The sequence below is a fragment of the Pseudomonas vanderleydeniana genome (assembly GCF_014268755.2).
Taxonomy (GTDB): domain Bacteria; phylum Pseudomonadota; class Gammaproteobacteria; order Pseudomonadales; family Pseudomonadaceae; genus Aquipseudomonas; species Aquipseudomonas vanderleydeniana.
In genome coordinates, this window is record NZ_CP077093.1 from 3,883,029 (window position 1) to 3,903,959 (window position 20,931).

At 61.2% G+C, this 20,931-nt stretch carries 19 protein-coding genes and 1 pseudogene; 7 read left to right on the forward strand and 13 right to left on the reverse strand.

From position 1 onward, the window contains the following. Positions 1-36 precede the first annotated feature (36 nt). The 6 genes and pseudogenes from HU752_RS32210 to HU752_RS17480 form a co-directional block, all read right to left on the reverse strand. Positions 37-900 (reverse strand): methyl-accepting chemotaxis protein, encoded by an 864-nt coding sequence (locus HU752_RS32210; RefSeq protein WP_437182377.1) that lies wholly within the window; start codon positions 898-900, stop codon positions 37-39. Further along, a pseudogene (locus HU752_RS32215) lies at positions 895-1,701 on the reverse strand (MCP four helix bundle domain-containing protein); the annotation flags it as partial. The gene HU752_RS32210 and the pseudogene HU752_RS32215, both read right to left, overlap by 6 nt. A 321-nt stretch (positions 1,702-2,022) precedes the next feature. Then, positions 2,023-3,102 (reverse strand): polyamine ABC transporter substrate-binding protein, encoded by a 1,080-nt coding sequence (locus HU752_RS17465; protein WP_186682759.1) that lies wholly within the window; start codon positions 3,100-3,102, stop codon positions 2,023-2,025. A gap of 51 nt (positions 3,103-3,153) precedes the next feature. After that, a complete protein-coding gene (locus tag HU752_RS17470) occupies positions 3,154-3,495 on the reverse strand; it encodes a cupin domain-containing protein (protein WP_186682758.1) in 342 nt (113 codons plus the stop codon). Positions 3,496-3,539: 44 nt separating this feature from the next. After that, positions 3,540-4,946: an NAD(P)/FAD-dependent oxidoreductase gene (locus HU752_RS17475; protein WP_186682756.1), complete on the reverse strand. Its 1,407-nt coding sequence runs from the start codon at positions 4,944-4,946 to the stop codon at positions 3,540-3,542. 49 nt (positions 4,947-4,995) lie between these two features. Then, positions 4,996-5,808: an AraC family transcriptional regulator gene (locus HU752_RS17480; protein ID WP_186682754.1), complete on the reverse strand. Its 813-nt coding sequence runs from the start codon at positions 5,806-5,808 to the stop codon at positions 4,996-4,998. A gap of 204 nt (positions 5,809-6,012) precedes the next feature. Between HU752_RS17480 and HU752_RS17485 the strand changes: the two genes are divergently transcribed. Next, the gene (locus tag HU752_RS17485; protein ID WP_186682752.1) at positions 6,013-6,285 is read left to right on the forward strand and encodes a DUF1652 domain-containing protein; all 273 of its coding nucleotides are present in this window, start codon (positions 6,013-6,015) and stop codon (positions 6,283-6,285) included. A gap of 64 nt (positions 6,286-6,349) precedes the next feature. On the opposite strand, the gene HU752_RS17490 is transcribed toward HU752_RS17485, so the two are convergent. After that, entirely contained in the window at positions 6,350-8,809 is a 2,460-nt protein-coding gene (locus HU752_RS17490) for a UvrD-helicase domain-containing protein (RefSeq protein WP_186682750.1), read from the reverse strand. 281 nt (positions 8,810-9,090) lie between these two features. Here HU752_RS17490 and HU752_RS17495 point away from each other — a divergent pair, with 281 nt between their 5' ends. Then, positions 9,091-9,789, forward strand: a complete 699-nt coding sequence (locus tag HU752_RS17495; protein WP_186682748.1) for a pirin family protein — start codon at positions 9,091-9,093, stop codon at positions 9,787-9,789. A gap of 444 nt (positions 9,790-10,233) precedes the next feature. On the opposite strand, the gene pgm is transcribed toward HU752_RS17495, so the two are convergent. Together pgm and HU752_RS17505 are read right to left on the reverse strand one after the other, a co-directional pair. Beyond that, on the reverse strand, positions 10,234-11,880 hold the full coding sequence (gene pgm, locus HU752_RS17500) for a phosphoglucomutase (alpha-D-glucose-1,6-bisphosphate-dependent) (RefSeq protein ID WP_186686148.1): 1,647 nt from the start codon (positions 11,878-11,880) through the stop codon (positions 10,234-10,236). A gap of 163 nt (positions 11,881-12,043) precedes the next feature. After that, positions 12,044-12,313: a DUF1652 domain-containing protein gene (locus HU752_RS17505; RefSeq protein ID WP_186686145.1), complete on the reverse strand. Its 270-nt coding sequence runs from the start codon at positions 12,311-12,313 to the stop codon at positions 12,044-12,046. 461 nt (positions 12,314-12,774) lie between these two features. Here HU752_RS17505 and eco point away from each other — a divergent pair, with 461 nt between their 5' ends. Together eco and HU752_RS17515 are read left to right on the forward strand one after the other, a co-directional pair. Further along, positions 12,775-13,257, forward strand: coding sequence for a serine protease inhibitor ecotin (gene eco / locus HU752_RS17510; protein ID WP_186686142.1), 483 nt, complete (start codon positions 12,775-12,777; stop codon positions 13,255-13,257). 19 nt (positions 13,258-13,276) lie between these two features. Continuing rightward, complete coding sequence (locus tag HU752_RS17515) at positions 13,277-13,582, forward strand: NIPSNAP family protein (protein WP_186686127.1); 306 nt, start codon at positions 13,277-13,279, stop codon at positions 13,580-13,582. Positions 13,583-13,597: 15 nt separating this feature from the next. Here HU752_RS17515 and ilvA read toward each other — a convergent pair whose 3' ends face one another. Continuing rightward, positions 13,598-14,638, reverse strand: a complete 1,041-nt coding sequence (gene ilvA / locus HU752_RS17520; protein ID WP_186686125.1) for a threonine ammonia-lyase, biosynthetic — start codon at positions 14,636-14,638, stop codon at positions 13,598-13,600. 263 nt (positions 14,639-14,901) lie between these two features. On the opposite strand from ilvA, the gene HU752_RS17525 reads away from it, so the two are divergent. Next, on the forward strand, positions 14,902-15,102 hold the full coding sequence (locus tag HU752_RS17525) for a ParD-like family protein (protein ID WP_186686123.1): 201 nt from the start codon (positions 14,902-14,904) through the stop codon (positions 15,100-15,102). 11 nt (positions 15,103-15,113) lie between these two features. After that, entirely contained in the window at positions 15,114-15,890 is a 777-nt protein-coding gene (map, locus tag HU752_RS17530; RefSeq protein WP_186686164.1) for a type I methionyl aminopeptidase, read from the forward strand. Positions 15,891-16,035: 145 nt separating this feature from the next. Here the strand turns inward: map and HU752_RS17535 are convergent, their stop codons facing one another. Together HU752_RS17535 and HU752_RS17540 are read right to left on the reverse strand one after the other, a co-directional pair. Then, the gene (locus tag HU752_RS17535) at positions 16,036-16,977 is read right to left on the reverse strand and encodes a magnesium transporter CorA family protein (protein ID WP_186686121.1); all 942 of its coding nucleotides are present in this window, start codon (positions 16,975-16,977) and stop codon (positions 16,036-16,038) included. A gap of 10 nt (positions 16,978-16,987) precedes the next feature. After that, complete coding sequence (locus HU752_RS17540) at positions 16,988-18,574, reverse strand: RimK family ATP-grasp domain-containing protein (RefSeq protein ID WP_225920014.1); 1,587 nt, start codon at positions 18,572-18,574, stop codon at positions 16,988-16,990. Between the two features lie 89 nt (positions 18,575-18,663). On the opposite strand from HU752_RS17540, the gene HU752_RS17545 reads away from it, so the two are divergent. Continuing rightward, the gene (locus tag HU752_RS17545) at positions 18,664-19,770 is read left to right on the forward strand and encodes a GNAT family N-acetyltransferase/peptidase C39 family protein (RefSeq protein ID WP_186686119.1); all 1,107 of its coding nucleotides are present in this window, start codon (positions 18,664-18,666) and stop codon (positions 19,768-19,770) included. On the opposite strand, the gene HU752_RS17550 is transcribed toward HU752_RS17545, so the two are convergent. Beyond that, positions 19,749-20,900: a PQQ-dependent sugar dehydrogenase gene (locus HU752_RS17550; protein ID WP_186686116.1), complete on the reverse strand. Its 1,152-nt coding sequence runs from the start codon at positions 20,898-20,900 to the stop codon at positions 19,749-19,751. The two genes, HU752_RS17545 and HU752_RS17550, sit on opposite strands and share 22 nt — an antisense overlap. Positions 20,901-20,931: the final 31 nt, after the last annotated feature.

A 20,931-nucleotide genomic window follows, 5' to 3' on the forward strand; every position in this document is an offset into this window, starting at 1 on the left:
GTGGGAGCAACCTCCCACAACCACAGCATCGGGTCCTCAGATAACGAAACGGGCAACCATCGCGCTCAAGTCCACCGCCAGGCGCGACAACTCATGGCTGGCAGCGCTGGTCTGGTTGGCCCCGGCGGCCGACTGCGAGGCCAGGTCGCGGATGTTCACCAGGTTGCGGTCGACTTCGCGGGACACCTGCGCCTGTTCTTCCGAAGCACTGGCGATGACCAGGTTTCGTTCGTTGATCAGGTTGATCGACTGGGTGATCTGCTCCAGTGCCACCCCTGCTGCCCGGGCGCGCTCGAGAGTGTCCTGGGTCCGCTGGTTGCTCTGCTGCATCGACTGCACCGCCTCGCCGGTACCGTTCTGGATCCCGGCCACCATCTGTTCGATCTCGCGGGTCGACTGCTGGGTACGATGGGCCAGGGCCCGAACTTCATCGGCCACCACCGCGAAACCGCGACCGGCTTCACCGGCACGGGCCGCCTCGATGGCGGCGTTGAGCGCCAGCAGGTTGGTCTGCTCGGCAATCGCCCGGATCACGTCCAGCACCTGGCCGATGTCCCGACCCTGGGCGGCCAAGCCCTCCATCAACGCAGAAGTACTCTGCACGTCATGGGTCATGGTCTGGATCGCTTCGACGGTTTCTACAACCCGGTCACGCCCCTCGCGGGCGGCGTTAGTGGACTGCTGGGAAGCCTCGGAAGTCGAGACGGCGTTACGTGCGACTTCTTCCACCGCACTGGTCATTTCGTTGACCGCGGTGGCCGCCTGCTCGATCTCGTTGTTCTGCTGTTGCAGCCCACGGGAAGCCTCTTCAGTCACCGCACTGAGTTCTTCCGCCGCCGACGCCAACTGCGTGGCCGAGCCGGAGATCTGCTCGATGGTCTTGCGCAGGTTGCCCTGCATGGTGGACAACGCGGCCAGCAGGCGGGCCGGCTCATCCGTACCGTCGACCTGAATCGGCTTGGTCAGATTGCCACTGGCGATGACTTCGGCAGTTTCGACGGCGGTCTTCAATGGAGTGACGATACTGCGGGTCAGCAGCCAGGCCAACAACACGGTCATCAGCGCGGCAATCACCGAAACGCTGATAATGCCGGTGCTGGCGTTGTCGTACTGCCTGCCGGCCTCATCCGAAGCGGCCTTGGCCCCGGCCTTGTTGATGTCCACCAGTTGGTTGAGCTGCACGCCCATCAGGTCGGTGCCGGACTTGATCTGGTTGTTGATCAGGCTGCGCAGCTCGTCGAGCTTGTTCTGCCGGGACAGCTCCAGCATGCGCTCCTGATCCTTGAGGTAGGTGTCGAGGGTGCCGGTAAACTCCCGATACTTGGCCAACTCCTCGCCTTCGGCAGGCAGGTCGGCATAACTCTTCTGGTCCTTGCGCACCTTGTCCACCAGGAAAGCAATGCGCGTGTAGGCCTCGTCCAGGGCAGCCGGTTCGCGATTGGTCAGGACGCGAAAGGACAAAATACGCATCCGCAGTACACCCTCGATCACATTGCCCAGGTAGCCCACGCTGGGCAACTGGTTGGTCTGCATATCGATCGACGCCTGGCGGATCACCGTCATGCGGGTTTGTGCGAACACTCCCAGCACAATCACCAGCAATGCAATGAATGCAAAACCGAGAAAGGCTCGTGGGGCGATATTCATATTGCGTAGCGACATGGGAAGCTCTCTCTGAACAATGAGGCTATAAGCATCCATGCCATCTCTCTATCAGGCTCTACCACCAGATAGTTTCAACGCCATGTGGGGAAAATGACATGGACTCAATAGGCTTATCGGCAGCACTTGAGGTTTTATTCAGCGTAGAAGCAAAAATATTTCAAGCAATTACAGACAGTTGAGAAGCTTTATCTATGACGCCAAAAAGATGGCCATTTAGTATTAAAAAATCGATTCAGCCAATGTAACTTTATAACTAATCAGAAGATTAGTTGGATCCAATAATTTGCGCTCAAAAAAAACGGAAAACGAATGCACTCCGTTTCCCGTCTTTTGGGCAAATAACCAGAATTATCGCGGTTACTCGCCTGTCTTGATCTTGCTCCACAGGCGCGTGCGGATGCGGTCGATGTTCAACGGCATGGCTTCCAGGGCAAACAGCTTGTCCATCATCTGCGGGCTCGGGTACACCTTGGTATCGGCCTTGAGCGCCGGATCGACCAGGCTGTCGGCCGCCGCGTTGCCGTTGGCATACTTCACGTAGTTGCTGATGCCGGCCATCACGTCGGGCCGCAACAGGTAGTTCATGAAGGCATAGCCGGCCTTCTCATCCGGTGCATCGGCGGGCATGGCGACCATGTCGAACCAGATGGCCGCGCCCTCCTTGGGAATCGAATAGCCGATGTTGACCCCATTGTGCGCCTCCTGGGCTCGACTGGCAGCCTGCAGGATGTCGCCGGAGAAACCCACGGCGACGCAGATATCACCATTGGCCAGGTCGGTGGTGTACTTGGATGAATGGAAGTACGCCACAAAAGGCCGCACTTTCATCAATAGCGCCTCGGCTTTCTTATAGTCCGCAGGATTCTTGCTGTGATGCGGCAGCCCCAGGTAGTTGAGCGTTGCCGGCAACAACTCGGGGCCATTGTCGAGAATCGCCACGCCGCACTTCTGCAACTTTTTCATGTTCTCCGGCTTGAACACCAGGTCCCAGGAGTCCACTGGCGCATTGTCACCCAACACCGCCTTGACCTTGTCGATGTTGTAGCCGATGCCGGTGCTGCCCCACAGATAAGGGAAACCATGCTCGTTGTTCGGATCATTGACCTGCAGTGCCTTGAGCAGCACCGGATTGAGGTTCTTCCAGTTCGGCAACTGGCTCTTGTCGAGCTTTTTCAGCGCACCGCCCTGAATCTGCCAGGCCATGAAGTGGTTGGAAGGAAACACCACGTCATAGCCGGAGTTGCCGGTCATCAACTTGCCATCCAGGGTCTCGTTGCTGTCATAGACGTCGTAGCTGAAACCTATCCCGGTTTCAGCCTGGAAACGCTTGGTGGTGTCCGGAGCGATATAGTCCGACCAGTTGTAGATCTTGACGGTTTCGGCCGCCTGGCTGAAGGACGCCACCAACATCAGGGGAGCAAGGGACATACGGAGCATGAGTCGATTCCTGGGTATGATTGTTATTGGCAGGCTCAAGCGATCAAAGGATCAAAGGATCAGCACATAGGTCTTGCGTACGGTCTCCTGGATATCCCAGATACCGGTGCTGTTGGCTGGCAGCATCAGGGCATCGCCCGCTTCTATGAGTAGAGGTTCGCCGCCATCGGGCGTGAAGGTGCAGCGCCCCTGGATGAAATGACAGAACTCCTGGGCGGTGATCTGTCGTCGCCAGCGCCCCGGGGTGCACTCCCAGATACCGGTCTCGACGCCGTCGCTGCGCTCGACGCTGGTGACCGAAGCCACCGAGACCGGCTCGCCCAGGGGAACGGCGACCGGGGTCGAAGTCTCAAGGACGGCTGTGGCGGTGTTCTTGAACTGCGTGATGCTCATGGCTTGAACTCCAAACGGATGGATGGTGCGGCGCAACCGCGCCGTTATTTCATGAAACCTTCCATGAAACCGGCCAGGCTGCTGGCCAGCTTGCGACGCCAAGGCGCCGCATTGGGGTTGGCCAGCACCTGGTCTTCATGGACGAAGCTGCGCACGATCGCGTTGTAGCCCAGCCAGCGGCACGGTTCGGGCTCCCAGGCCTTGAGGGCGCTCAAGCCACCCGCCTGGATCACCCAGGGTTGCCGGACTCGCGGGGTGTCCTGCTGCAGAATCAGGTCAGCCAGGGTTCGCCCGCCCAGATGACTGGCCCCGACCCCTTCACCACCATAGCCGCCGGCCAGTGCCAGGCCATTGGCCCGGTCGCAGAGCATGTGCGGCCGGAATCGCCGCGACATGCCCAGGTTGCCGCCCCAGGAGTGCGTGATCCGGACCTTTTTCAATTGCGGGAACAGTTCACCGAACAGATAGCGACGCAGCTCGATTTCCGACTCGGTGAGGTTGAAGTCATGCCGAAGCCGGCCGGCAAAGCGGTAGCCGCCACGGGCACCGAACACCAGCCGGTTGTCGGCCGAACGCTGGCCATAGGTGACCTGGCGACTGCCCTCGCTGAACGCCTGGCCGCGATCCAGGCCAATTTCCTCCCAGGTGGCCGCCGACAGTGGCTCGGTTGCCACCAGCAGACTCTGGACCGGCAACTGGTAGCGCCCCAGGGGCGGCAAGCTCACCGAATAGCCTTCGACGGCCGGTACCACCCAGTGACTGCGGATCTGCGCCTGGTGGGTACGCAGGCCACCATGGCGCCAATCGATCACCGGGCTGTTTTCGTAGATCGGTACTCCCAGGCGCTCGACCGCCTGGGCCAACCCGCGGGCCAGCTTGGCGGGTTGGATCGTGGCCATGTGCGGGGAGAAAATTGCGCCATAGGGTCGGGTTACACGCAGTTGCCGCGTCAGCTCCTGCGGGCCCAGCCAGCAGTAGTCGGCCTCCTCCAGCCCCTGCCGGTGAAGCCCGGCCAGGTAGCCACGCAGGCTGTGTTCCTGTTCGGGATAACGCGCGGCACAGTACAACACCCCGCCCTTGCGGAAATCGCAGTCGATGGCCTCGCGGTCGATGACCTCTTTCACTTCATCGGGAATACCGTGCAGCAGCTCGAAAGAAGCGCGCCGCTGCTGCGGCGACAGACCGGCCAACAGGCGGTCCTCGCCCAGCAGATTGCCCATCAGCCAGCCACCGTTGCGTCCGGACGCCCCGAAGCCGGCGGTCTGGGCCTCGAGCACCACCACTTTCAGCTGGGGTGCCTGGCGCTTGAGGTAATAGGCGGTCCAAAGCCCGGTGTAACCGGCACCAATGATCGCCACATCGACATCCAGGTCATGCTCCAGACTGGTTCGAGGCGCCAGCGGCTCATCGAGTTGATCCATCCATAAACTGATATTTCGCCAGACCGGCATGCAGGACTCCGCAACCTGTAACAGATGGCTGCGATGCTAGTCCGGCAGGTCAGGGAGTGTCTTGCGCGCGTGCACGCAAGGAAATCTGCCTGACATAGGCCTTGGGTGACAGGCCCGTCTGCTGGCGGAAGCAGTTGTAGAACGCCGACAACGAGTTGAAACCGGCAGCGAATGCCAGCTCGTCCACGCGTGCCGTCGGGCCAGCCTGGTCCAGTACCGTCAGCAGGTGCCTGAGGCGGGCCTGGTTCACGTAGCGGTAGAAACTCTGGCCGAGCACCTGGTTGAGCAGGTAGGAAATCTGGTTGCGGCTGTAGCCAGTCTCGCGGGCGACCCGCTGCAGGTCGAGATCGGCGTCGAGATAGGGTTGCTGGCGTTCGAAGTACTGCTGCAGGTCATCTGCCATGAAGCTCAATTGCCTGGGCGAGAGCCCCAGGCGACTGGTCGCCGGGCGCAGGCTGGTCACCTCGGGACGGCTGGCCTGTTCATGGACCAGGGAGGCATATTCGTTGACACGCCAGATCAGTCCGTCACGGACCGTGATCGCCTCACTGGCGCGAAACGACACCAGGCCCGCACCACCGCGCAGGGTGATCTTGTACTGGATGAAGGCCGTGTTGCCATCCAGGCGAATGCGGTCACTGTGCTCCAGCGCTTCACCGGAGTCGCGGGGCATGCTGGCCTGCACGTATTCACGCAACTCGGCCAGGCCCATCAGGCGGTTCTGGAAAAAATCGTGGTACTGGATATCCGGGTGATACAGGGCCATGACACCGTCCAGGTCACGCTCTTTCCAGCGCAGGTGATAGCGCAGGACAGTATCGCCGGTGGCCGGGGTCTGCAGCGGGCCGTCGTCATCGAACATGGATCGCTCGCAAGTGAAAGTTTCATGACATCGATCAAGTTACAGGAAAACAATTGCCGAACGGGCTGAAAAAACTCTCCTGCGGGCAGCAGACGGATGCTACTTTTAGCACTCGGCCTTCAGCACAAGGCCAGGTTGGACCATGAGGTCCTGCCGTTCCTACCCGCGAGCACAAGGAAGCGCTCAATGACACAGGTGGGCACTATGAGCAAATTCTTCAGCAAGGTCACGTTTCCCAATGCCTGCCAACTGATGCGCTGGCATTTCCACCCGATGGGCTTCGAAGCCAGCATGGACGCACCGGGCAGCATGATTGCCCGGCTGTTCGACCGAGCGACTGGGGAAACCCTGATCGCCATCGCCGGGCTCCCCTGCGCGACCGTGATGAATGCGGCCGACGTGGAACGGATCATCGAGGCGATCGAGGCAGAGCTGGAGTGCTTCGTGCCTCCCCAAAGCCTTCAGGTACCGGCTTGATCGGCACCCTCTCATTGCCTGAACAGCCGCCTGTGGGCGACCACAGCCTCATTGGTACCGCCAGTCACCGGGTTCGCCGATCGGCAAAAAACGCCTTGCCCGCGGCAATTCGGTCGGACGCCTTGGGCGCATTGGCAGCCTGCGCATCCGGAGCGTCCAGGTACCAATAGCAGTGCTTCACAGCCCGCGTGATACCCACATAGGCCAACCGCAGGATCTCGTCCTTCTGTGCACTGTCATAGGGCTCGGCATCACCGTCCTTGCCCAGTCCCGCCATCCGGTAGACCTGGTTCTTGTAGGGAGAACGCGTCAGGTGCAGGCAATCACCGAGCAGGAATACCGCATCGGCCTGCAGGCCCTTGGAGCTGTGGTAGGTCAGTTGCTTGAGCCGCCGCTGCTCGAACGGCAAGCTAGAATCAACATTAACTACAGACTGAATATGCTTTTCAATCAATAGCTTATCGCTACTTTTTCGAAACAACATCAATATGCTGTCGCCGTTTCGATAGTGCTCTGCCAGGCGCGCCCCCAGCTCCATCTCATCGCGATCGAGAATGTTTACCGGCACCAACTCCCTCGGCTCGCCCGCGGCCTTGGCCTTTTTCCCGGCGATGGCGGGCGCTGCGCGCACGATGTGCTCGGCGGCATCGATGATGTGCTGATGACTGCGGAAGTTGTCGCTGAGCATCACCCGCGTGGTCGACGGCGACGGGAACTCCTTGCCGAACTCCATGAAGTACTTGGGTGAGCTGCCCCGCCAACCATAGATCGATTGCCAGTCATCACCCACGCACAGCAGCGAGGAGTGCTGGGCCCCACGACCGATATGCAGCGCCGGGCCACGACGACGAATCTCCCGCAGACTGGCCCGCAGCCAGGAGACGATCTGCGGTGACACATCCTGGAACTCGTCGATCATCAGGTGCGACAGTGGCCGCAGCAGCTCATCGCTGAGCAATGCCTGGTTTTCCGGACTGTTTTCGCCAAACAGCGAGAACATCCGGTTGTAGGTCATGATCGGTGGCGATTGCGCCAGCAGGTGCGCCTCCAGCGCCTTCCAGAACAGGCTCAGGGCCTCGAAGAAGAACCGGTCCGGGTCGTCCTGGGCAAAGCTCATCTGGCCGACCGCCACGCTGACGTCCAGGCCAAGGTTCTCGATGAACCCGGCGGCCATGACAAAACAGTCGAGCAAGGGCGCCGAGGCCAGCTCGCCCTTGACCTTGTAGTCGAAGCCCGGACCCGCCGTGGCATCCCCGCCAAGGGAAGACAGAACCCGCTTGGCCGACTCGTAATTATCAAGCCATATCAACGGCTTACGACAGAAAGCTTGAAAAAGGGTGCGCTTTACCGCCCACTCCGCGCGAACCGTCAAACGAGAGCCTGGCCGGGTGATCTGTGCGCTTTCGCGTGGATCGAAGCCCAGCACCACCCAGGCATCGAGTTCCGGAATGTAGCCGTGGCAATGAAATGGCGAGCCATTGATGTCCAGCGTCTCGCGGTTCGGCTCGATACCCTGGATCGGCCAGGCACCGGCCCGGAACCACAGGTCCTCGATGGTATCGCACAGCTCCTCATCGCGCCGGGACGCCAATTCGGTCACCGCCATGCGCTTTTGCACGTCCGGATGATCCTGCTCGAGTTCCTTGAGTTGCAGGGCATGTTTGTACAACGGTGTCAGGATCTCGCGAAAACGCGGGTTGTCACGCTGCAACCGGTGATAGCAGGCATTGAGCTGTTGGCGCTGCGCATCGTTGATCCGCAGGTCGAAGGGGTTGCTGTCGGCCCCCTCATCGTCCCCCGTGCGTGCGCCCAGGTTCTCGAACGCCTGCAACTGGGCAAAACCCGGCAGGCCACGGACCATCGGCAGGATCCGCGAGTGGAAGGTGCGCACCACGTCCCTGGCCTCGCGCAGGCCCAACGGACGCCCCCACAGGGTGAAGATCTCGATCAGCTTGGCAATGAAGTCCTTGCGGGACTCGCGGGTGAAGGTCACCACGGTCAGCGAGTCGAGCTCGAAACCCAGGTAATGGGTCAACAGCAGGATACGCAACACCAGCGAAGTGGACTTGCCCGCACCCGCCCCGGCGATCACCGAAGTCGACGGTGTGTCACTGAAGACCATTTTCCACTGCGCCGCGCTCGGTTGGGCATGCGCAGGCAACAAGCGGGCGACATCAGCCTTGATGCGTTTCTTCAGTTCGGCACTGAGCGGCAGGCGCCAATCGTCGAACAGGTTGTCATCGATCCCCGGAGCCCGGTGCTCGACAGGCCGGGTATCACGAATCAGCAAGACCTGGCGCCCTTCCTCCAGTCCCTCGGCATGCCCTTCGCGGTAGCCATACTCGACACCCGCGCTATGGCCGCTGCGAAAGCCGTCGGCCTGGCCTTGCAACCAGGACGCCACGTGCTGCGCCCGCAGCCGGCTCAGGCCGCCGCCCAGCAAGCGGGCCACCAGGCGCTTGAACAGCGGCAACTGGGCCAGGGAGGAAAGTTCGGCAGGCGGTTCGGGGCTGTATGGCGACACGCTGACTCCAGGTCTGGGACTGTCCGGGCGAAAAGCCTATGGTCGCCCGATTAGACCCGCAGTTCTAGTCAATTGCTTTCCAATCAGCCATTTAGATGACGAAGTGAAAGAACAGACATCACTGCCTAGAGATAAACACATCTAATAAACCGATCATAAAAAGGCATTATTTACGCTTTTTATCGATATTGGTTTGACCGATCATAAGGCCATCAACCCACGGTCACCGTCCTGCCCTGGCTCGGCGCCAGCCCACGACGAACCTGAACAGGAGAAGAACCATGCTGCAACTTCGCCCCTTCAACAGCCTGGGCGGTGCCCATCACGGCTGGCTGAATGCCCACCACCACTTTTCGTTCGCCGAGTACTACGATCCACAACGCATGCACTGGGGTAACCTGCGGGTCTGGAACGACGACGTGATTGCCCCGGGCACCGGTTTCCCGACCCACCCGCATCGGGACATGGAAATCATCACCTATGTCCGCGAAGGCGCGATCAGTCACGAGGACAACCTCGGCAACAAGGGCCGTACCGAGGCTGGCGATGTGCAGGTCATGAGCGCCGGCACCGGGATCGCCCATAGCGAATACAACCTGGAGTCGACACCGACCAAGATCTTCCAGATCTGGATCATTCCGGAACAGGCCGGCGCAGCGCCCTCCTGGGGTAGCCGGCCGTTTCCCAAGGGGGAACGCGGTGAAGGCTTCGTCACCCTGGCCAGCGGCAAGGACGGCGATGAGCAAAGCCTGCGCATTCGCGCCAATGCACGACTGGTCGCAGCCAACCTGAAGGCCGGTGAAAGTGCCGAATACCACTTGGGCAGTGATCGCCGTGCCTATCTGGTACCGGCTACCGGCGTGATCGAGGTCAACGGCCTGCGCGCCGAAGCACGCGATGGCGTGGCCGTGGCCGAGGAGGAAGTGCTGCGGGTCACCGCCATCCAGGACAGCGAGATCATCCTGGTGGATGTGGCGTGAAGGACTGAAACCGGAATTGCGGCCGAAACCCCACTGTGGCGAGCGGGCTTGCCCGCGCTGGGGTGCAAGGCGCCCCCAAACCCAAGCACTCCGATTTGACTGACAGACCGGGTACTCAGGTTTCAGGGGGCCTTGCCCCCAACGCGGGCAAGCCCGCTCACCACAACCAGGCTGCGGCAAACCTCAGCGCCTCCTCGGCCAAGCGTTTGAGGAGATCCTCACCGATAATGAAGGACTGAAACCGGAATTACGGCCGAAACCCCACTGTGGCGAGCGGGCTTGCCCGCGCTGGGGTGCAAGGCACCCCCAAACCCAACTACTCCGACTTAACTGACAGACCGGGTACTCAGGTTTCAGGGGGCCTTGCCCCCAACGCGGGCAAGCCCGCTCACCACAACCAGGCTGCGGCAAATTTCACCACCGCAGCCCTGGCTCCAGAAAGCCTCAGGCCGGGGAAATTGCCCCGTCCACCAGCACCTGTGCCTCCTCGACCAGCCGCTTGAGGTGATCCTCACCGATAAAGCTCTCGGCGTAGATCTTGTAGATGTCCTCGGTACCCGATGGACGCGCGGCGAACCAGCCATTTTCAGTCATGACCTTCAGGCCACCGATGGCCTGCTCGTTACCCGGCGCATGGCTGAGGATCTGCTGGATCGGCTCGCCCGCCAATTGCGTCGAGCTCACCTGCTGCGGCGACAGCTTGCCCAACAGGGCTTTCTGCGCCGGTGTGGCCGCGGCGTCGACCCGCACGGAGAACGGCTCACCCAACTCGTCGGTCAAGCCACGGAAGATCTGGCTGGGGTCACGGCCGGTACGCGAGGTCATTTCCGCCGCCAGCAGGCCCGGAATCAGGCCATCCTTGTCGGTTGACCAGACGCTGCCATCCTTGCGCAGGAACGAGGCGCCCGCACTCTCCTCGCCACCAAAGCCCAGGGAACCGTCGAACAACCCGTCAGCGAACCATTTGAAGCCGACTGGCACTTCGTACAGGCGACGCCCCAGGCGAGCGGCGACACGATCGATCAGGCCACTGCTGACTACGGTCTTGCCCACGGCCGCATCGGCACGCCAATGTGGACGGTTCTGGAACAGGTAGTCGATGGACACCGCCAGGTAGTTGTTCGGCGCCAACAGGCCGCCGGACGGGGTGACGATGCCATGGCGATCATGGTCAGGGTCGCAGGCGAAGGCCACGTCGAAACGCTCCTTCAGGCCGATCAGGCCCTGCATGGCGTGGCTGGAGGATGGGTCCATGCGGATCTTGCCATCCCAGTCGACGCTCATGAAGCGGAAGGTCGGGTCGACCTCGGTGTTCACCACCTCCAGGTTCAACTTGTAGTGATCGGCAATCGCCGACCAGTAGCGCACGCCGGCACCGCCCAGTGGATCAACGCCCAGGCGCAGGTTGGCACTGCGGATGATATCCATGTCGATGACATTGGCCAGGTCGGCGACATAGCTGTTGAGGTAGTCGTGACGGTGAGTGGTGGCAGCCTTGAGCGCACGCTCGTAGCTGATGCGCTTCACACCGGCCAACTGGTTGCCCAGCAGCTCGTTGGCCTTGGCTTCGATCCACTTGGTGACGTGGGTGTCGGCGGGGCCGCCATTGGGCGGGTTGTACTTGAAGCCACCGCTTTCCGGCGGGTTGTGGGACGGGGTGATCACCACGCCATCCGCCAGGCCGCTGGTACGGCCGCGGTTGTAGCAGATGATGGCATGGGACACCGCCGGCGTCGGGGTGTACTCATCGCCCTGGGCGATCATGGTTTCCACGCCATTGGCGGCGAACACTTCCAGCGCACTGGCCCCGGCGGGGGTGGACAATGCGTGGGTATCGATACCGACGAACAGGGGGCCATCGATCCCCTGGGCCTGGCGGTACAGGCAGATCGCCTGGCTGATAGCCAGAACATGCCACTCGTTGAAACTCAGATCGAAGGAATTGCCCCGATGTCCCGAGGTACCGAAGGCGACACGCTGGGTGGAGATCGTCGCATCAGGTTGGCCGGTGTAGTAGGCCGATACCAGTCGCGGGATATCTACCAGCAACTGGGCCGGTGCCGGTTTGCCCGCAAAAGGACTGAGTGTCATGCAAAACCTCTGGAAATGAAGGGTACGGGGAAAAGCGCGCAGTTTACTGGCAGTTCGACACTGCCGGTAAGCTATCTATCCCGTGGCGGGAAAGATTTTTTGAAGGACGCCCCCTTCGGGCAAGAGGGCGTAGACGGGAGAATCATGCGACGAGGTTCAGGCGTCAAACCGCCCTCGCCCGCACGGGGCTGTAGCTGGCGTCCTGGCTCACTTGCAGGTCATGACGCAACTTGGCAACGAGCTCCGAAATAGCGCGACTGCTATCGAGTTTAGACGCGCAGATACCGGTGACCATCAGGTCCATCCGCTCGTTCTTTGCATCGAAGACCTTGACCGTGAGGGACTCATCGGCCCCCATGCTGCACTGGCAGCGCATCGGCAGGAAACTGCTTTCAATGATATTGCGTAACTCCAGCGACGATAGCGATAGCATGGCGACTCTCTCCGTTATATGAGACTGCCAGTTTCTTTGCCGAGGCGGTCACCGACCGCCTGCGGGTGCTCACACATCACAAGCCCGACAAGGACTCGAGCCCTGTCCTATCCTGAAAGACAAGGGCATCCTCAACAGACTAAGCGCTTTCCCAGCTGGGCGTGAGCGCATTTCGTCCGACAATCCAACCATTGGTCACCTGCCCATCGGCGCAATCAACAGGAAACAGCAGCAAGCGTGCCGCCCAGCATGAATAATCGTTTAGTGGAAAATCGCCGCAAATGACTGATTAATAGCCAAATGCCGCTATCGAGCCGGCAAGAAAAAACCTTTGCCGATGCGCATTTTGCCCTTATCTTCAGCCGTTGCCTGCCAATCTGCAGCGAAAACAGCGTGCAACACCCACGCCGTATCATTCCACCGAGGGCACGATCCCTCCTGACCCGGGGCACAGAAAGCTCATGAATTCGACGACTATCGCCGCCACGTTCCTGCTGGCCATGACCACTGCCGCCAGCGCGGTCGCCGCCGACAAATCGGACCTGGCGCCCTTCCCCAAGGCAGAAGACGGTTTCACCCGGACGGTGATCCGCGTACCGAAGATGACCAAGGACTCCGATCACCGGGTCGAAATCATCGCCGGCAAGATCCTGCCCGTCGATTGCAACCAGAAACGCCTGAGCGGCAACCTCGACGAGAAGAATCTCGAGGGCTGGAGCTACTCCTACTACCGCCTGGAAAACGTCAGCGGGCCGGTTTCCACGCTGATGGCCTGCCCTCCCGGCACCAAGGCGAAGAAGGACTTCGTCCCCGTGGTCGGCACCGGCTACATGCTGCGCTACAACAGCAAGCTGCCGCTGGTGATCTACGCACCGGACGACGTGCAGATTCGCTATCGGATCTGGACACCATCGAAGCTGGTGAAAAAAGCCGTCAGCGAATGACCCCGGGAGCCTCAAGCTAATGATCACCTGCCACGTCAAGTACATCATTGATCCGTATCAACTGGCCGAGTTCGAGGCCTACTCCAAGGCCTGGATTCGCATCGTCGAGCGCCTTGGCGGCAAGCATCATGGCTACTTCCTGCCCAGCGAAGGCGCGAGCAACATCGCCTACTGCCTGTTCAGCTTCACGTCGCTGGCCGAGTATGAACGTTATCGCCAGAAAGCCCTGACCGACCCCGAAAGCACCGCACTGGTGGCTTCGGTGGTCGAGAAGAAGTTCATCCTCAGCTACGAGCGCAGCTTCATGCGCCCATTGCTGTCCTGAGCCTACAAGCCCCTGTCATGCAGGGACCGCCTGCGGCCTGACCAGGGCCGCACGCTCGACCACATGACGCAGGCTGTCGAAATTGATGTTGGCGCCGGAGTTGATCGCCACCAGCGTCTGCCGCTCTACCTGCTCACGCGCCACGTATTTCCTGATCCCGGCCACGGCCAACGCACCTGAAGGCTCGGTGATGGAGCGGGTATCGTCATAGATATCGCGGATGGCACTGCACAGCTCGTCATTGCTGACGGTGATGACCTCGTCGACGTGCCGCCGGCAGATCTCGAACCCGTAGGCGCCGATCTGCGCAACCGCCACGCCGTCGGCAAAGGTTCCCACCTCGGGCAACACCACCCGCTCCCCGGCCTTCAGGGCCATCTGCAAGCAGTTGGAGTGCTCCGATTCGACGCCGATGATACGCACCTGCGGCCGCAGGTACTTGACGTAGGCGGCGATTCCGGCGATCAGGCCACCACCGCCGACCGGAACGAAGATCGCATCGATGACACCCTGGTGCTGGTTGAGCAGTTCCATCGCCACGGTTCCCTGGCCGGCGATCACTTCGGGATCATCGAAGGGTGAGACGAAGGTGTAGCCCTTCTCCTGCGCCAGGGCCAGTGCATGCGCCAGGGCAAAGGGGAAACTCTCGCCGTGCAGGACCGCCGTGGCCTCGCGACTGCGCACACCCTGTACCTTGAGCTCGGGCGTGGTGGTCGGCATGACGATCGTCGCCTTGATTCCCAGGGTTCGTGCCGCCAGGGCCACGCCCTGCGCGTGGTTGCCCGCCGACGCGGTGACCACGCCACAACTGCGCTGCGCTTGGCTCAATTGCACCAGTTTGTTGTACGCCCCGCGGATCTTGAAGGAAAAGGTCGGCTGCAGATCCTCGCGCTTGAGCAGGACCCGGTTGCCGAGCACCGCGGACAAGGCCGGGGCCGGTTGCAACGGCGTGCAGATCGCCTGGTCATAGACCGGTGCCGCAAGGATCTTGCGGACATAGCGGCCCAGTAGTTCGTCATCGGCATTGGCGTGCTGGTTGGCGGTATCGGTATTCATCAGGCTCTCCGGGTTGGCATTTGACCTCGGAGGCAGAAACGAAAAACCCGCCTCGGAGGCGGGTTTGGGTAAACAGGTGCAGCTCAGCCCGCCGGATAAGGAATGGCGATAATAATAATGCTTGGCTGAGGCAGAACGTGAACGCAGGTCATGGCTGGAACTTATCCGGGAGTCCCGGGCAAGTCAATGGGCAAGATGTGCCGTGGCTTGCCCTTGATATACGAAACATATACGATTCGTATATCAATTTTCCAGGAGCCCCCATGGGTATCGTCAAGATCTCCGATGAACTTCACGAGCAGATCCGCATGGCCAGTGCCGCCATGGACCGCTCGATCAACGCCCAGGCCGAGTTCTGGATCAAGCTCGGCCTATTGGCCGAACTCAACCCGCAACTGGGCTACAACGACTTGGTCAATCGCCTGCTACTGAACAGGGATGATCTGATCCGGGGGCGCAGCTGATGTCTGTCGGGCTGATCAAGAGCGAAGCCGAACTGGCGTTGATGCGCGAATCCGGACGATTGCTGGCGCAGGTATTCAGCATGCTCGATGGCCTGGTCGCCGCCGGCCTGTCGACCCTCGAGCTGGACCGCAGGGTCGAGACGTTCATCCGCCAGGAGTTGCTGGCCCGCCCGGCCAGCAAGGGCCAATACGACTACCCCTTCTCCATCAACACCTCGATCAACGAGGTGGTGTGCCATGGCATGCCCGACGCCAAGGCGATCCTGCGCGAAGGCGATATCGTCAATATCGACATCACCCTGGAAAAGAACGGCTTCATTGCCGACTCGAGCAAGATGTACCTGATCGGTGCTGTCAGCCCCAAGGCCCGGCGCCTGGTGGACAAGACCTTCGAAGCGCTCTGGGCAGGTATCCATGTGGTCAAGCCCGGTGCGCGCCTGGGCGACATCGGCCATGCGATCCAGAAACACGCCGAAAGCAATGGCTACAGTGTCGTGCGCGAGTACTGCGGGCACGGTATCGGCCGCCAGATGCACGAAGAACCGCAGGTGCTGCACTTCGGCCGGCCGGGCACCGGCCTGGTGCTGCGCGAGGGCATGGTCTTCACCATCGAGCCGATGCTCAACCAGGGCAGCGCCCGCACCCGCAGCCTCAAAGACGGCTGGACCGTGGTCACCCGCGACGGCAGCCTGTCGGCGCAGTGGGAGCACACCGTGGCCGTCACCCACGATGGCTTCGAGGTACTGACCCTGCAACCGCAACTCCAGGATCGACCGACACCTCAGTGAAGGCATGCGCCTGAGACGGGCGGCTTGCCCGCGAGGGCTGCTTCGCTGGCACCACGGGTCCATGGAGACTGGCCGCCTGTGGCGGTTCGCGGCGGTGCGGCGTCCCGACAAGCCACGCGCCCACAGGCCTGGGCGATCCCGGTGCTCAAGTCGCCCTGTCGGCATTCCCGGCCAAACGCTTGAGGCCGAGCACCATCAGCCCCGCACCGGCCAGCATCGCCAACAGAAACAGCGGGTAGGACACCCACCACGGCGTACCGGCCGTCATCATGCTGTATTCGGACATGCCACCGATGCTGGCGATCAGGTTCAGCGGCAGGAACACCACGTTGATCAACGTCAGCTTGCGCAGCAGGCCATTGGTGCTGTTGTTCATCAGGTTGCCCCGGGCGTCGATCAGCCCGGAAAATACGTTGGAATAGATCTCCGCCTGCTTGTAGCACTGGTTGTTCTCGATGATCAGGTCGTCGATCAGGCTGATCGACTGCTCGCTGAAGGCCTGCTTCTGCGCGTGGTTGCGCAAGCGCGTCAGCACGGCACCGTTGCTGTGCAGGGCGTTGATGTAATAGATCAGGCTCTCGCTGAGGTTGAACATCTGGATCAGGTGGCGGTTTTCCATCGAGGCATAGAACTTCTGCTGCAGCTCGCGGGCAACCATCTTGATCACCTTCAAGTGCCCGAGATAGTGATGGATGTTGTTGAAGAGCATCTCCAGCAACACGTCGAGCGGCGTGTCCAGCGCCTTGTGGCTACCCAGGCCATCGAGCTGGGCGGCATCGGTGGCAATCACCAGCAGGCGTTCCTCGCAGAACAGCAGGCCGCAGGAAGACACCTCGAAGGACAGGCTATCGGCCGCCGAGTAGTTCAGCGGACGCTTCCAGATCAGGAACAGGTTGTCCGGATGAAACTCGATCCGCGAAATCTCGTCCGGGTCCAGCGCCGAGGCCAGGGCATGCTCGTCGAGCTTGAAGTGACTGCGCAACAGCTCCCGCTCGGCGGTATCGGGGTTGCAGAACAACATTACGGCCGCCTCGAGATGGGCGACGGCGTGCAACGCGCCCTGCTGCAACTCGAAACTCCTGATCATCGCCCGCCCTCTACCAGGCCTGGCCGCGACGCTTGAGTTCCAGGCGCCGGACGAACTCCTCGAGCACCAGTCCATACAGGTCATCCTGCAGGTAGGCATCCTCGATTCCGGCATCCAGGTTGGGGTTGTCGTTGACCTCGATCACCACCACCTTGTCGCCAGACTGCTTGAGGTCGACCCCATAGAGCCCGTCGCCGATCAGGTTGGCGGTCCTGACCGCCAGGTCCACCACTGCGCGCGGCGCCTCGTGAATTGCCAGGGTCCGGCATTCACCGTTGATGTCCTGCCCCTTGGCCTTGTGGTTGTAGATCTGCCAGTGTCCCTTGGACATGAAGTACTGGCAGGCGAAGATCGGCTTGCGGTTGAGCACACCGATACGCCAGTCATACTCGGTGTAGAAAAACTCCTGGGCCAGCAACAGCACCGAGTGTTCGAACAGTTCGGCGGTTGCCTCGAGCAATGCCTGCTGGCTCTCGACCTTGATCACGCCACGGGAGAAACAGCCGTCGGGGATTTTCAGCACCAACGGGAAACCCAGGCGGTCGCCGACCCGCTCGAAATCCTCCGGTCGCTCCTTGTACAGGATCTCGGTAGCCGGCATGCCCAGGCCATGGCTCTTGAGCAGGTCGGTCAGGTAGACCTTGTTGGTGCAACGCAGGATAGACGCCGGGTCATCCATCACCACAACCCCCTCGCTCTCGGCCTTCTTGGCGAAGCGGTAGGTGTGGTTATCGACACTGGTGGTCTCACGAATCAGCAGGGCATCGTACTCGGCGATTCGCCCGTAATCCTTCTTCTCGATCAACTCGACATCGATCCCCAAGCCCCTGCCGACCCGGATGAAGTTATCCAGCGCGCGGGCATTCGACGGCGGCAATGCCTCCTGGGGATCATGCAGGATCGCCATGTCGTAGCGAGCCAGGCGACGCGAGCGCGGCAGTCGCCAGATGCGCCGACTGAAACCATCCAGCGCCTGGGCAAAGTGATCTTCCTGGTCCTCACGCAACTTGTGCAGAGTTCCAGCCTTTACACCCTCGACATGCCAGCCATTACTTTTCTTGAAATCAACCAGCAATATCGGACAAGGAAATACCTCGAACAACTGACGAGCAAGTTCCTGTAACGGCTCAATAACCGTACTGCCAAAATACAGCGTCAGCGTGAAACCTTCCGTGTCACGATAAAGATGATCCCCCAAGGCCCTGCCCAGGGTCTTGTCCAGGTCATCCAGGGCCAACCCATAGAGGGACTTGCGGGTCAGCTCGCTGATGGTCTTTACCGAGGGAATGACCCGGTGTCCACGCGCCTCGGCCAGCAACGAGCAGTAGTAGCCGTGGCCCAGGTACCTGTAGCTGCGACACAGGTTGATCACCTGGACCCGCTTGCCCGGCTCGCCGGCGAGCGACTGTTCGAGGTACTCCTGGGCCGTGACGATGTCCTCGCAGGGAAAGTACGAGGCCCAGTCTTCCTTGCGCTCGACAATAATAACCAGCTGGCTGCTCAAGTTATTCGACAGCGACAAATAAGTTCCTTTGGATATTGCTACCGGAAAACTTTGATCGGATACTTCGCGCCAATCACCTTGCACCGCTGACATAGAGATAGATCCGTTGAACAAGACACTTTCTATTAAGCACGAACTTTCGGGAAAGTCCCGTTTCGTTACGCAACTTTTACGGTGGTTATATGGATCTTGTCTTTCGCCTTGCCACAACCGATGACCTGCCCGCCCTGCTGGAACTCGAAGAACACTGCTTCACCAGTGATCGCCTGACCGCACGCAGCTTCCACTGGATGATCAATCGTGCGCACGCGCGCCTGATCGTCGCCCAGCAGTCAGGCGAGCCACTGGCCGGCTATGCCCTGCTGCTGTTTCATCGCGGGACGTCCCTGGCACGCCTGTACTCCATCGCCATCGCCCCCCAAGCCCGTGGTCTCGGCCTGGGCAGGCAGTTGCTGCAACGCAGCGAAACTTGCGCCCTGGAACACGATTGCGCCTACCTGCGCCTGGAAGTCCGTACCGATAACAGCGCGGCCATCGCCCTCTACGAGCACAACGGCTATCGTCGCTTTGGCCTGATCAACGACTACTACGAAGACCACGCCGATGCCCTGCGCCTGGAAAAGCGCATCCTGCACCACCCAACCCGTCGCGAGGCACAGGTCCCCTACTACGCCCAGACCACCGACTTCACCTGCGGCCCGGCCTGCCTGTTGATGGCGATGGCGGCCCTGCAACCAGGCCGCCCGGCCACGCGACGCGAGGAAGTGCAGGTCTGGCGCGAGGCGACCACCATCTTCATGACTTCCGGTCATGGTGGCTGCAGCCCCCAGGGTCTGGCGCTGGCTGCCTGGCGACGCGGTTTTGCAGTACGACTGCAGGTCAGTATCGACGGCCCGCTGCTGCTCGACGGCGTGCGCAACGAACATAAAAAAGCCGTCATGCGCCTGGTGCACGACGGCTTCGAGGAGGAACTGCGCGCCACCGATGTCGAACAGGTCCTCGGCAACGCACTGGACCTGCCAGGCCTGCTGGCCGCAGGCGGCAAGCCGCTGGTGCTGATCAGCAGCTATCGCCTGACCCGCTCCAAGGCCCCCCACTGGGTGATCATCACCGACTGCGACGAGGAGTTCGTCTACCTGCACGACCCGGACGTCGACCACAGTCAACATCGCCAGGCGCTGGACTGCCAGCACCTTCCCGTCAGTCACGGCGAGTTCGACAAGATGAGCAGCTTCGGCCACCGCAAACTGCGGGCCGCGGTGATCCTCTACTCCAGGCCGACCCTGTAGAGCGCGCCGTTGTCGGCATCGGTCAGCACGTACAGGTAACCGTCAGGGCCCTGGCGGACATCGCGTATCCGCGATTTCAGTTCGCCCAGCAGACGCTCCTCATGGACGACCTGGTCACCGTCGAACTGCAACCGGATCAGCTCCTGGGCGGCCAATGCACCGATGAACAGGTTGTGCTGCCATTTTGCAAAGCGATCGCCGTCATAGAACGCCATGCCGCTCAGCCCCGGGGACTTCTCCCACACATGGTGGGGCGGTACGGTTCCCGGTGCGGTCTTGCCCTGGGCCTCGGGGATGGGTTTGAGCGAATAGTCGATGCCATGGGTTGCCAGGGGCCAGCCATAGTTCTTGCCACGCTCGATGATATTGATCTCGTCACCGCCACGCGGCCCGTGCTCGTGGGTCCACAGGGTGCCGGTCCAGGGATTGAGTGCGGCGCCCTGCTGGTTGCGATGCCCGTAGGACCAGATCTCGGGACGCACGCCCTCTTGCCCGGCAAAGGGGTTGTCGTCGGGTACACGGCCATCGGGGAAGATGCGCACCACCTTGCCCTGCAGCTTGTCCAGATCCTGCGACGTCGCACGCTGATTGTTCTCGCCCAGGGCGATGAACAGGTAGCCATCGCGGTCGAACACCAGGCGCGAGCCGAAGTGGTTGCCCACCGACAGCTTGGGCTCCTGACGGAAGATCACCTTGAAGTCGACCAGCCGTGTCAGGTCCTCCGACAGCCGCCCGCGACCTACGGCGGTACCGGCTGTGCCACCTGCACCGCCACCCTCGGCATACGACAGGTAGACCAGGCGGTCCTCCTTGAACGACGGCGACAACACCACATCGAGCAAGCCACCCTGCCCCTTGGCCCAGACCTGAGGCACGCCGCCCAGCGGCGCCGAAAGCTTGCCGTCGGGACTGACCACGCGCAGGTTGCCGGGACGCTCGGTGACCAGCATGCCCTTCTTGTCAGGCAGGAAGGCCAATGCCCAGGGATGATCCAGGCCACTCACGATCTGCGTGGCGGTGACCGGCCCCAGCTCGGAATCGAACGTCTGCGGTGCAGCCAGGACCGCCTGCAGCGGCAGACCGAGCAAGGCGCTGGCACAAAGGGTCGCTATCAGATTTTTTCGCAACATGGATAGTTCCTTACGGGAATAACGAAAAACC

Excerpts from the sequence above, each read along its gene's own strand:
- HU752_RS32210 (WP_437182377.1), bottom strand. The coding sequence starts at position 900 with ATGCAGGGCAACCTGCGCAAGACCATCGAGCAGATCTCCGGCTCGGCC.
- HU752_RS17465 (WP_186682759.1), bottom strand. The coding sequence starts at position 3,102 with ATGCTCCGTATGTCCCTTGCTCCCCTGATGTTGGTGGCGTCCTTCAGC.
- HU752_RS17470 (WP_186682758.1), bottom strand. The coding sequence starts at position 3,495 with ATGAGCATCACGCAGTTCAAGAACACCGCCACAGCCGTCCTTGAGACT.
- HU752_RS17475 (WP_186682756.1), bottom strand. The coding sequence starts at position 4,946 with ATGCCGGTCTGGCGAAATATCAGTTTATGGATGGATCAACTCGATGAG.
- HU752_RS17480 (WP_186682754.1), bottom strand. The coding sequence starts at position 5,808 with ATGTTCGATGACGACGGCCCGCTGCAGACCCCGGCCACCGGCGATACT.
- HU752_RS17485 (WP_186682752.1), top strand. The coding sequence starts at position 6,013 with ATGAGCAAATTCTTCAGCAAGGTCACGTTTCCCAATGCCTGCCAACTG.
- HU752_RS17495 (WP_186682748.1), top strand. The coding sequence starts at position 9,091 with ATGCTGCAACTTCGCCCCTTCAACAGCCTGGGCGGTGCCCATCACGGC.
- pgm (WP_186686148.1), bottom strand. The coding sequence starts at position 11,880 with ATGACACTCAGTCCTTTTGCGGGCAAACCGGCACCGGCCCAGTTGCTG.
- HU752_RS17505 (WP_186686145.1), bottom strand. The coding sequence starts at position 12,313 with ATGCTATCGCTATCGTCGCTGGAGTTACGCAATATCATTGAAAGCAGT.
- eco (WP_186686142.1), top strand. The coding sequence starts at position 12,775 with ATGAATTCGACGACTATCGCCGCCACGTTCCTGCTGGCCATGACCACT.
- HU752_RS17515 (WP_186686127.1), top strand. The coding sequence starts at position 13,277 with ATGATCACCTGCCACGTCAAGTACATCATTGATCCGTATCAACTGGCC.
- ilvA (WP_186686125.1), bottom strand. The coding sequence starts at position 14,638 with ATGAATACCGATACCGCCAACCAGCACGCCAATGCCGATGACGAACTA.
- HU752_RS17525 (WP_186686123.1), top strand. The coding sequence starts at position 14,902 with ATGGGTATCGTCAAGATCTCCGATGAACTTCACGAGCAGATCCGCATG.
- HU752_RS17535 (WP_186686121.1), bottom strand. The coding sequence starts at position 16,977 with ATGATCAGGAGTTTCGAGTTGCAGCAGGGCGCGTTGCACGCCGTCGCC.
- HU752_RS17540 (WP_225920014.1), bottom strand. The coding sequence starts at position 18,574 with ATGTCAGCGGTGCAAGGTGATTGGCGCGAAGTATCCGATCAAAGTTTT.
- HU752_RS17545 (WP_186686119.1), top strand. The coding sequence starts at position 18,664 with ATGGATCTTGTCTTTCGCCTTGCCACAACCGATGACCTGCCCGCCCTG.
- HU752_RS17550 (WP_186686116.1), bottom strand. The coding sequence starts at position 20,900 with ATGTTGCGAAAAAATCTGATAGCGACCCTTTGTGCCAGCGCCTTGCTC.